Origin of the sequence: Pseudomonas migulae NBRC 103157 (assembly GCF_002091715.1) — a bacterium.
In the GTDB taxonomy this organism is placed as follows: Bacteria; Pseudomonadota; Gammaproteobacteria; order Pseudomonadales; family Pseudomonadaceae; genus Aquipseudomonas; species Aquipseudomonas migulae_A.
In genome coordinates this window covers 17,579-27,388 of record NZ_BDAG01000061.1, presented here as the reverse complement: position 1 = coordinate 27,388, position 9,810 = coordinate 17,579, and the positions used below count along the sequence as shown (strand labels likewise).

Genomic DNA, 9,810 nt, shown 5'->3' with positions numbered 1-9,810 from the left:
CGTAACCGCAGAAACGGATATGTACACCCGAAAAATTGACCAGCTACGCCCCACTCAACCCCTTGATCACCAAATCCACATTCCCCTCCAGCTCACCCACCGGATCCTCCGCATCCACACTCAACACCACCAACCGACTACCCGCTTCGGCAATCACCGCTTTCACTGCCTCCGAAGGCTGCCGATGATGCAACACCACCGCCACGTCATTGTCCTTCAGCGTCGCACCCAATTGCTTCAGCGCTTCAGGTGTCCACTCGGCATCCGGCCGTGCATCGAGCCCAATCAGCTCCAGATTGAGCCCGCCAATCAGATAGCCAAAGTGATCGCTCAGGCTCATCACATTCAGATTGTCGGCTCTGGCCAACCGCGCTTCGCTATCGGCGCTGAACTTGAGCAAACGCTGTTTCAGCGTCGCAAGGTTGGCCTCGATCACAGGCTTTGCAGCAGGCGCCAGGCGCACCAGATCCGCCGCCATCACATCCGCCATGCGCCCCATGTTGTTGCTGGAAAACCATGGCTGACTGTTCAAACCATCCACCTTGTTGCCCGGCAGCACGGCGATGCCGGGCAGGGCGCCGTCCACCGGGCGCGCGGCGTCGACTTCGACGATACGAATGTTGCTGCGCCGGGAGATCGGGTACAGCGGATCATCCGCCCACAGCGAACGCAGACCAATCACCGCATCGGCGTCCGTCGCGAGTTTGGCCAGCGCCGGCGCGCCACGTCCGGTGAAGTAAGCCGTCTGACGGCTGCCCGGCAAGTTCGCCGGCGCCGCACGTTCAAGGTTGACGTTAGTGCCCTTGAGCAACACTTCGCCCAGCCCGTAAGTGATCGGCAGCGACGCCAGCACGTGCAGCGGTTTGGCGCTGTCCGCCGCAAACGAGGTGTTAACCAGCCCGCAGAGGGCGAGGGCCAGGGTCAGTTGACGCAGAGAAAATGACATTTATCCAAGGTTCCCTTTCAGACTGGGGACGACACCGCGCGCAATGGCGGCGAGGGCGAAGGCGATACCGGCCACCAGAATGATCGCGGCGCCGGACGGGATAGGCAGGTCGAAGACAATTGGCGCAAGAATCCCGCACAACGTGCTGATGGTGGCGATCAACACCGAACACCAGAAGAACCCCTTCAGTGACTGGCTGAGCAAGCGCGCCGCTGCTGCCGGAATCACCAGCAATGCACCGACCAGAATCGCCCCGATGACTTTCACCGCCGCCACGGTAATCAGCGTCACCAGAATCACGAACAGGTAATCCAGGGTCTTCACCGCCACGCCGCGCACCGCCGCCAGTTGCGGGTTGAAACTGGCGAGCATGATGCGGTTGTACAGCGGCAACGCCAGCGCCATGACCAGCGAACCGACGATGGCCAACACCAGCAAATCATTGCCATTGACCGTCAGCACCGAGCCGAACAGCACGTTTTCCAGAATGTGCACGTTGATCTTGCCCGCCAGAATCAGCAGCAGACTCGCGCCCAGCGCCAACGATACCGACAGGAACACGCCGATCAACGTATCCGGCGCCAGACCTGTGCGGTTGCGCAGGTAGTTGAGCAAAATGCCGAACAACAGGCAGTAACCGAACAGGCTGCCATACGGCCCGGTGTAGGGCTCACCGAGCAGAATGCCGATGGCCACGCCGGTCAGTGCGGCGTGACCCACGGCTTCGGAGAAAAACGCAAAGCGCTTGACCACCACCAGCGTGCCCAGACCGCCCAGTACCGGGCCGATCAGCAAACCGGCGAGCAGGGCGTTGACCACGAATCCATAGGCCAGCGCTTCAGGCAGATAACCCGAAGACGCCCAGCCTTGAACCATCAAACGAAAGGCTTCGTAACTCATCGGGCAGCGCTCCGTGGATGGGTTGAAAACAGCGTCAACACTCTTTCGGGCGTCAGTGCCTGCTTTGGCGTGGCATCGAACAGCACCCGGCGATTGAGCCCGGTGACGCGATCCGCCAGACGCCCGACCGCTTCCAGATCGTGCTCGATCCACAGCACAGTGATGCCGCTCTGGCGCCAGTCACCCAGCAACCGTTCAAACACCTGAATGCCCGCCTCATCGAGGGCCGACATCGGTTCATCGAGCACCAGCAACTGCGGTGCCGGAATCAGCCCCTGTGCCAGCAACACGCGCTGACGCTCGCCACCGGATAACGCGCCCATGCGCCGCTTGCGTTTGTCCTGCATGCCGACCCGCTCCAGCGCCTCACCGATCGCCGCGGCGTAATGCTTGCTCAACCCGAGAAACGCCGGGCGCCGCTGACACATCGCGGCCATGAAATCGTCGACGGTCATCGGCAATCCGCGATCGAATTCCAGCGCTTGCGGCACATAGCCGATGGTGCCGGGTTCGCCGGTCCATTGCAGGCTGAGGCGACCCTGATGCGGCATCTGCCCGAGCAGGGTCTTGATCAATGAACTCTTGCCGCCACCGTTGGGGCCGACCAGCGCATGCACGCTGCCGGGCCGGACCTGGAAGGTCACCTTGTCGAGGATCGTCGTGCGCCCCAGCGTCAGGCTGACCTCCGCAAAATCCAGTGTCGGACCGCAGACCTGTGGGAGCGGGCTTGCTCGCGATTGCGTCGTGTCAGTCGACATTGATAGTGTCTGACCCACCGCATTCGCGAGCAAGCCTGCTCCCACAGTGGATTCGGAGTCGATGAGAGTTTCTTTAGCCGTCATGCGCCCGACTCCTGAATCGCCCGGACCACGGTGTTGAGGTTGCCGGTCATTTCCTTTTCGTATTTGTCGGCGGTGTATTCGCCATAGGAGATGTGCGACAGCGGGTACAGCTTCACCCCGGATTCCCGCTGGATGGTGTCGACGTAGGTGGACGGGAAATCCATCTCCGAGAAGATCACTTTCACGTCCAGTTCGCGCAGTTGATCGATGGTCTTTTTCAACTGGCTCGGGCTCGGCTCGATGCCGTGCGCCGGTTCGACCACGGCGGTCACTTCCAGGCCGAATTCACGCAGCAGGTAGTCGTAGGCCGCGTGAACCGTGGCCACCCGCAACTCGGCATTCGGCGCCTGAGTCAATTTCGCCAGGGCGTCGGCGCGCATCTGCCGCAGGCGTTTGCCGTAGGCGCGAGCGTTCTGGGTGTAGGTCTTGGCGTTGGCCGGGTCGAGCTTGCCGAGTTCCCGGGCGATGTTGTTGACCTGGGCGATCGAGGCGCTGATCGACAGGAACGTGTGCGGGTTCACCACTTTGCCGGCTCCGCGCGCGGCCGTGCCGGTGGCGGCCAATAACGGCACATTTTCGTTGGCTTCGATCACCGACACGTTCGGCGTTTCGCTGGCAGCGATCATGCGGTCGGCGAAGTCGTCATGACCGACGCCGTTGAGCACGATCACGTCCAGCCCGCTGATGCGCTTGATGTCTTCGGCGCGGGGCTCGTAGGCATGCGGGTTGAAACCGGCGGGAATCAGCGGCACTACTTCGGCCTTGTCGCCGACGATGTTGGCCACGTAGCTGTAATAAGGGTGCAGGGTGATGCCGATGCGCAGGCGCTTGGCTTCGTCGGCGCTGGCCAGTGGCATCAGCAGCAAGGCAAGCAGGCCGACCAGCAGCGGGCGCAGGAATGAACGTTGAGATGAAATAGGCATGGGAAAGCGGTCTTCTCTCGGGTGAAGGCGAGGGTTCAGTGGCGGTGCTGGCGGGTCACGCCGGCATCGAATTGCGCGACGATCTGCTGCCAGCCAGCGCTTTCCAGCGCGGCGTCAGTGACATCGGTCGGGGCCTTGAGGTCTGCGGCGCGGTTGAGCCAGATGTCCGGCGCGTCATCCTCAGCCGTCAGGCGCATCAGAAACGAACCCGCTACTGCGGGCGTCTGGCTTTGGCCGAAGTAAGCCTTGGCGTCGAGCAATTGCCAGGCATGAGCGCCACGGCTGACGGAACTGGCGTCTTGAGCGAACGGCGCAAAACCCTCGTCGGCGAGGGCGCCAGGTGTCGGCAGGGTTTGCTGTTCCTGACGCAGCAGGTGGATCTCGTCCAGCGTCACCCGTAAATCGGCGTAGATGCCTTGCTCCGAAGCGCTCAGGTCGCGGCGCGCATCCAGTTGATGGCTGCTGACGTTACTGGTTTCCTGGGACTCATGGCGCCAGGCGACTACCGAACCGGCGACCGCCAGGATCATCAGGCACAGCAGCAACACATACAGGGTTTCATGGCCGGCACCGGCCGGGCGGACGACGTGTGTAGTTGGCGTACTCATGGGGCTTGGATGTCCGCTTGGTCGATCTCGACGACGTGGCCGGGGCCGGCATCGAACAGCACATAAAATTCGGCATTGGGCTTCTTGAAGGTCAATTTGGAATCGGCACCGAGCTTGCCCGGCACCAGGATGGTTTCGTCGTAGCCGATCACGTCGAGGGTCACGCCCGGTGCCCCGCTGCCGTCAGAGAAACCGCCGGTGCACTGGATCTGCTCGGCGTCGATGGCCTTGCACTCGCACATCGGGTTGTGGGCCAGGGCGCTGGCGCTGAAGCCGGCGCACAGCATCAGCAAAACAGCGGGGAGAGGGCGAAAGGCGTTGCTCATGGTTTGCCTCCTTGTTTGTTCAGCCACTCCAGGGTGGCGGGGGATGCCTGGCTCAGGGGAATGGACGCTTGATGCATCGCGCCGTCCCAGCCTTCCATGGTGATCCACAGCTCGGCGTCGGCCTGGGTCTTTTCCGGAATCGGCAACATGGCGCCCATGCGGTAAGGCGTACCAAAGAAAATCACCCCGGCGGCGCGCAGGCTGCGGGGTTTGCCAATGCGCAGGTAAGTGGCCTTGACCTGCTCGCGGCAGCTGTCGCACAACGCCGCATTGAAGTTCTTCATGTAACCGGCCGGGCCATCGAGGCGCGGTGCTTCGTTGCGCAATTCCGCCAGGCGCAGGCTCCACGGCCCGACCTGAACTTCCCCGATTTCCCGCTCACCCAGGCCGGTGTCCCCGCGAAACAGCGCGGCATCGGCGAAGTATTTAGGCATGAAGCCCAGCGGTACTAGCAACAGCAGAACGTTGATGTGGAAGCGCCATTTGTGCCAGAAGCGGCTCAGTCTGGAGCCCGGTTTTTCGGCGGTGAACAGGCTCATTGGCTGACCTCCGTGGTGTCGCGGCGGGTGGCTTGAGCGGCGTCGGCAGTGCGCGGGCGTTTGTGGCTGCGCTTGAGGGCGTTGGCGGTGGCCAGGGCGGTGCGCTTGGTCCAGATCAGCAGGCCGCTGAGGACCATCATGCTCAGGAGCAGGCCGAAGAAGAACCAGATCAACTTGATCCAGAGCCCGCCGAAATCGCCGGTGTGCAGCGGGCGCATCGATTCGGTCACCAGCTCCAGCCCCGAACGGTCCGAGAGCAGGCGGGTGACAGCGACATCGCCGGTGTATGGGTTGATTTCGGCGGTGTGGAACATCAGCGGATACCAGCTGCGGCCGCCGACCGAGAGGTAACTGTAGGCATTGGCGGGCAGGCTGACGAAGCTGTCTTCGAGGCCGGGAATGCGTTGCTTCGCTTCGCGGATCGCGGTTTCAAGGCTGATCATCGGTGCCGGCGAGCCATCGGCAGTGAGGGGCACGCTTTCGCGCGGAACCACGGGCGCCACCGGGGCGGTGGAAATCGTGATCTGGTTATCGAACATGAACGCTTCGATCAGGAACCAGGTGCTGGTCACGGAAATCACCGCGATGAACCAGATCGACCAGATGCCACTGAGACGGTGAAAGTCGCCCCAGAAAATCCGCGCGCCGTGACGCAGGCGCAGGGTCGGTCGCAGAAAGCCTTTCCAGAAGCGCTTGTAGACCACCAGCCCGGTAATCAGCGAAGCCAGCAGCGGCAGGCTGAGAAACGACACCAGGTACCAGCCCCAGCTGTAGCCATTGGTGAACGGCACCAGCCACCATCCGTGCAAGGCGCGGGTGAAGGCCCTGAAGTTGAATTGCGGAGCCGTGCCCTGGATCACGCCGCTGTACGGGTTGACGTACACCACAACCGAACGGCCATCGGGGTAGGTGACTTCCACGTCCAGGGCGAAATGCGATTCGTCGGGGCGGCTGATGCTCTCGACCAGGATCTGCGGCTCGGCTTGCTTGATCGCCGCGATGATCTGGTCGTAGCTCAGTAGCGGCGCATCGCCTTCGGGTTGGCTGGCGCGCATCTGCGGGTTGGCCAGCCAGACGATTTCCTGGCTGATCACCGCCAACGTGCCGGTCACACAGACGATCAGCACAAAAAACCAGATGGGGAGCGCCAGCCAGCTATGGACCAGAAACCAGAGTTTTGAACGGGATTTCTTTGACATGATCAAGGTCTTGTATGGATGAGAGGGCCTTGGCTGCGGGCTTCCCAGCATGGGGTCCATGAAAAGTACGGTCGTGGCTTTTGCCTACGCGAACCGCCTGCATCTCTATAAGACGAATGAGAATCAGAAATCCCGAACCGGGATATGAAAGTAAATGTTTCCTATTGCTGAAAACGCATAACCCCCTGTGGGAGCGGGCTTGCTCGCGAAGTCGGTGTGGCAGTAACAGATAGGGTGCCTGACATACCGCCTTCGCGAGCAAGCCCGCTCCCACGGGGGACCTGCATTCATTTCAGATTGCTGTGCTGCCTTGATCCAACACGAAACATGGTTCACGGGATCACTCTGCGGCCATTGATGGGGCCGGGCGACTGCCTAAGATGGGGCGCAGACGCCTGAAACCCGCGAGCCTGAGCGAATACCCCATGACTTCAGCAAGAACCCTTTATGACAAACACATCGATTCCCACACGGTGTGTCGTCTCGATGACCAGGGCCACGTCCTGTTGTACATCGACCGCCAGGTCATCAATGAATACACCAGTCCCCAGGCATTCAGCGGTCTGCGCGAGGCCAGACGCGGAGTCTGGCGCGCCAGCACCGCGCTGGCGGTGGTCGATCACGTCAACCCCACAGCACCGAATCGCGTGGCCGCCATGCCGGACGCCGGCGGGGCGCGGCAGGTGTCGTACCTGGCGGAAAATTGCCGGGACTTCGGCATCGAATTGCTCGACATCCTCGATAAGCGCCAAGGCATCGAACACGTCATTGCCCCGGAGCAAGGCTTCATCCTGCCAGGTATGGTGATTGCCGCGGGCGACAGCCACACCACCACGTACGGCGCTCTCGGCGCGTTCGGTTTTGGTATCGGCACTTCGGAGATCGAACACCTGCTGGCGTCTCAGACCCTGGTCTACAAACGCCTGAAAAGCCTGCGTGTAACGGTGGACGGTGCACTGGCGCCGGGGCTGACGTCCAAGGACGTGATTATGGCGCTGATCGGCCGGATCGGCGCGTCCGGGGCCACGGGCTATGCCATTGAGTTCTGCGGTTCGACCATCGATGCGCTCAGCGTCGAAGCGCGCATGACCATCTGCAACATGGCGGTGGAGGCCGGGGCGCGTGGCGCGTTCATGGCGCCGGACGAAAAAGTCTTCGCTTACCTCAAGGACAAGCCCCGTGCACCCAAAGGCGCATTGTGGGAACAGGCCGTCGAGCAATGGCGCGCCTTGCACAGCGACGCCGATGCGCAGTTCGACCGTGAAGTGTCGCTGGACGCCAGCTCGCTGGAGCCGATGGTCACCTGGGGCACCAGCCCGGACCAGGCATCACCGATCGGCGCCCGTGTACCGGACCCGCAAGACGTCAGCGACCTGATCCTGCGCCAAGACATGCGCCGCGCCCTGAATTACATGGGCCTGGCAGCCGGGATGGCGCTGAGCGACATCGTCATCAGTCACGCCTTCATCGGCTCCTGCACCAACGCGCGCATCGAAGACTTGCGCGATGCTGCCAGCGTGGTGCGAGGCAAACGCGTTGCCGGGCACGTGCGGGCGATGATCGTGCCGGGCTCCACCGAGGTGCGCAATCAGGCGGAAGCGGAAGGCCTGGCGGCGATCTTTATCGACGCCGGGTTCGAGTGGCGGCAGTCCGGTTGCTCGATGTGCCTGGCCATGAACGACGACGTGCTGGCGCCGGGCGATCGCTGCGCTTCCAGCACCAACCGCAATTTCGAAGGCCGCCAGGGCGCCGGCGCTCGCACGCATTTGATGAGCCCGGCAATGGTCGCCGCTGCCGCGATCACCGGCCGCCTGACCGACATTCGCCACTTTGGAGATCGCCCATGAGCCTGCAACCGTTCACCCGCGTCAGCGGCAAGGCTGCGCCGATGCTGGCGGCCAATATCGACACCGATGTGATCATGCCCAAGCAGTTTCTCAAGGGCATCGACCGCACCGGTCTGGATCGAGGGTTGTTTTTCGATTTGCGGTTTTTGACTGACGGCCAGCCCAACCCCGGGTTCGTGCTCAATCAACCGGCATGGCAGGGCGCGAGTTTCATGGTGGTCGGGCCGAATTTCGGCTGTGGGTCGAGCCGGGAACATGCGGTCTGGGGCTTGAAGCAGATGGGCATCCGCGCGCTGATCGGCAGCAGTTTTGCCGGGATCTTTTATGACAACTGCCAGCGCAACGGCGTGTTGCTGATTACCCTCGATGAACCGCTGTTGCAGCGGTTCGGCCGGGTCGTCAGCCAGCCTGAGGGGGCGCAGATCAGCGTTGATCTGCAGGCTCAGGAGATTCGCCTCCACGACGGCGAGCTCATCCCGTTCGAAATCGACACCTTACGCAAAACCGCGCTGTTGCTCGGCCTCGACGCCATCGGCAGCACCTTGCAGCGCAGCGACCAGATCAAAGCCTTCGAACGCCAACACCTGGCCGCCAACCCCTGGCTGAGCTGACACCACCCTCTGTAGGAGCCGGCTTGCTGGCGATAGCGTCCGTCCAGTCAACAATCTCATCGCCTGATACACCGCTATCGCCAGCAAGCCGGCTCCTACAGGGAATGCGTTATACCGATAGATCCTCGAAATGCGCTTGCAAAAACTCCACGCACGCCCGCAACTTCCCCGAGTACGCCAGCCGTGTCGGGTACACCGCCCAGACGTTGGCGCTCTGACTGTACTCGGGCAGCAACTGCACCAACCGCCCCTGATCCAGCAGCGGTTTTACATCCCACAATGACCGCAGCACCACACCGCGTCCGTCCAGTGCCCACTGCAAGACAATCTCGCCGTTATTCGACGACAGCGGTCCGCTGACCCGCACGCTTTCTTGAACCCCGTCGCGCTCCAGGTTCCAGATGCCGAACGCGTTGTCACGCTCCTTGATCACCAGGCAATGATGTTGCTCCAGCTCGCTTAACGTCTGCGGCACACCCTGGCGTTGCAGGTAACCAGGCGCCGCGCACACCACTCGCCGATTGCTCACCAGGCGCCGACCGATGTGCTGACCGGGAATATCGTCGCCGACGCGGATCTCCAGATCGAAGCCTTCACTGACGATGTCCACCACCCGGTCGAACAGGTCGAGGCGAATCTCCAGGTCCGGGTAGCGCTCAGCCAGCAACGACACGGCCGGCGCCACGTGGTGACGGCCGAAACCGAAACTGCTGCACAGATGCAGACGCCCGCGAGGGCGGTCGTGGGCGTCGGAGAGTTCATCGTGCAGTTGCTGAAAGTCATCGAGAATGCGCAACGCCCAGCGCTGCACGCGCTCGCCGTCCTCGGTCAGGGCGATGCGGCGACTGGTGCGGTGCAACAGGCGCGTGCCGAGGGTGGTTTCGAGAATCTGGATGCGCTTGCTGACGTAGGCGGGCGACAGGCCCAGTTCATCGGCGGCCGCGGCGAAACCGCTTTTGCGCACGACGGTGAGGAATACACGCAAGTCTTCGGGAAGGGGCACGGTGTCTTTCTTGGTGGTCATGACAGAACGGGCACTGGCGGCATGAGCCGCCAGCATAGCAGCGCG

Annotated in this window: 11 protein-coding genes; 2 read left to right on the top strand and 9 right to left on the bottom strand. The window is 62.4% G+C overall.

Going from position 1 to position 9,810, the window contains the following annotated elements; genetic code table 11:
* Positions 1-43: 43 nt before the first annotated feature.
* The 8 genes from PMI01S_RS29085 to PMI01S_RS29050 form a co-directional block, all read right to left on the bottom strand.
* On the bottom strand, positions 44-946 hold the full coding sequence (locus PMI01S_RS29085) for a metal ABC transporter substrate-binding protein (protein ID WP_084323560.1): 903 nt from the start codon (positions 944-946) through the stop codon (positions 44-46).
* Positions 947-1,846 carry a metal ABC transporter permease gene (locus PMI01S_RS29080; protein ID WP_033059198.1) on the bottom strand — a complete coding sequence of 300 codons (900 nt, stop codon included), beginning with the start codon at positions 1,844-1,846 and terminating at the stop codon, positions 947-949. It lies immediately after the preceding gene.
* Positions 1,843-2,604, bottom strand: coding sequence for a metal ABC transporter ATP-binding protein (locus tag PMI01S_RS29075; RefSeq protein WP_167362961.1), 762 nt, complete (start codon positions 2,602-2,604; stop codon positions 1,843-1,845). The genes PMI01S_RS29080 and PMI01S_RS29075 overlap by 4 nt, the downstream gene beginning before the upstream one ends.
* Positions 2,605-2,684: 80 nt before the next feature.
* Positions 2,685-3,611, bottom strand: coding sequence for a metal ABC transporter substrate-binding protein (locus PMI01S_RS29070; protein WP_084323556.1), 927 nt, complete (start codon positions 3,609-3,611; stop codon positions 2,685-2,687).
* 35 nt (positions 3,612-3,646) lie between these two features.
* Complete coding sequence (locus tag PMI01S_RS29065; RefSeq protein WP_084323554.1) at positions 3,647-4,219, bottom strand: DUF6162 family protein; 573 nt, start codon at positions 4,217-4,219, stop codon at positions 3,647-3,649.
* Entirely contained in the window at positions 4,216-4,545 is a 330-nt protein-coding gene (locus PMI01S_RS29060) for a hypothetical protein (protein WP_084323552.1), read from the bottom strand. Before PMI01S_RS29060 ends, PMI01S_RS29065 begins: the two co-directional genes overlap by 4 nt.
* Complete coding sequence (locus tag PMI01S_RS29055; protein WP_084323550.1) at positions 4,542-5,084, bottom strand: PA2404 family protein; 543 nt, start codon at positions 5,082-5,084, stop codon at positions 4,542-4,544. Before PMI01S_RS29055 ends, PMI01S_RS29060 begins: the two co-directional genes overlap by 4 nt.
* Positions 5,081-6,283, bottom strand: a complete 1,203-nt coding sequence (locus tag PMI01S_RS29050) for a PepSY-associated TM helix domain-containing protein (protein ID WP_084323548.1) — start codon at positions 6,281-6,283, stop codon at positions 5,081-5,083. The genes PMI01S_RS29055 and PMI01S_RS29050 overlap by 4 nt, the downstream gene beginning before the upstream one ends.
* A 425-nt stretch (positions 6,284-6,708) precedes the next feature.
* On the opposite strand from PMI01S_RS29050, the gene leuC reads away from it, so the two are divergent.
* Together leuC and leuD are read left to right on the top strand one after the other, a co-directional pair.
* Positions 6,709-8,130 carry a 3-isopropylmalate dehydratase large subunit gene (gene leuC / locus PMI01S_RS29045; RefSeq protein WP_084323546.1) on the top strand — a complete coding sequence of 474 codons (1,422 nt, stop codon included), beginning with the start codon at positions 6,709-6,711 and terminating at the stop codon, positions 8,128-8,130.
* Positions 8,127-8,741, top strand: coding sequence for a 3-isopropylmalate dehydratase small subunit (gene leuD, locus PMI01S_RS29040; RefSeq protein ID WP_084323544.1), 615 nt, complete (start codon positions 8,127-8,129; stop codon positions 8,739-8,741). Before leuC ends, leuD begins: the two co-directional genes overlap by 4 nt.
* Positions 8,742-8,850: 109 nt before the next feature.
* On the opposite strand, the gene PMI01S_RS29035 is transcribed toward leuD, so the two are convergent.
* The gene (locus PMI01S_RS29035; RefSeq protein WP_084323542.1) at positions 8,851-9,801 is read right to left on the bottom strand and encodes a LysR substrate-binding domain-containing protein; all 951 of its coding nucleotides are present in this window, start codon (positions 9,799-9,801) and stop codon (positions 8,851-8,853) included.
* Positions 9,802-9,810: the final 9 nt, after the last annotated feature.

Coding starts and splice junctions, on each gene's coding strand:
- PMI01S_RS29085 (WP_084323560.1), bottom strand. CDS start 946: ATGTCATTTTCTCTGCGTCAACTGACCCTGGCCCTCGCCCTCTGCGGG.
- PMI01S_RS29080 (WP_033059198.1), bottom strand. CDS start 1,846: ATGAGTTACGAAGCCTTTCGTTTGATGGTTCAAGGCTGGGCGTCTTCG.
- PMI01S_RS29075 (WP_167362961.1), bottom strand. CDS start 2,604: ATGTCGACTGACACGACGCAATCGCGAGCAAGCCCGCTCCCACAGGTC.
- PMI01S_RS29070 (WP_084323556.1), bottom strand. CDS start 3,611: ATGCCTATTTCATCTCAACGTTCATTCCTGCGCCCGCTGCTGGTCGGC.
- PMI01S_RS29065 (WP_084323554.1), bottom strand. CDS start 4,219: ATGAGTACGCCAACTACACACGTCGTCCGCCCGGCCGGTGCCGGCCAT.
- PMI01S_RS29060 (WP_084323552.1), bottom strand. CDS start 4,545: ATGAGCAACGCCTTTCGCCCTCTCCCCGCTGTTTTGCTGATGCTGTGC.
- PMI01S_RS29055 (WP_084323550.1), bottom strand. CDS start 5,084: ATGAGCCTGTTCACCGCCGAAAAACCGGGCTCCAGACTGAGCCGCTTC.
- PMI01S_RS29050 (WP_084323548.1), bottom strand. CDS start 6,283: ATGTCAAAGAAATCCCGTTCAAAACTCTGGTTTCTGGTCCATAGCTGG.
- leuC (WP_084323546.1), top strand. CDS start 6,709: ATGACTTCAGCAAGAACCCTTTATGACAAACACATCGATTCCCACACG.
- leuD (WP_084323544.1), top strand. CDS start 8,127: ATGAGCCTGCAACCGTTCACCCGCGTCAGCGGCAAGGCTGCGCCGATG.
- PMI01S_RS29035 (WP_084323542.1), bottom strand. CDS start 9,801: ATGCTGGCGGCTCATGCCGCCAGTGCCCGTTCTGTCATGACCACCAAG.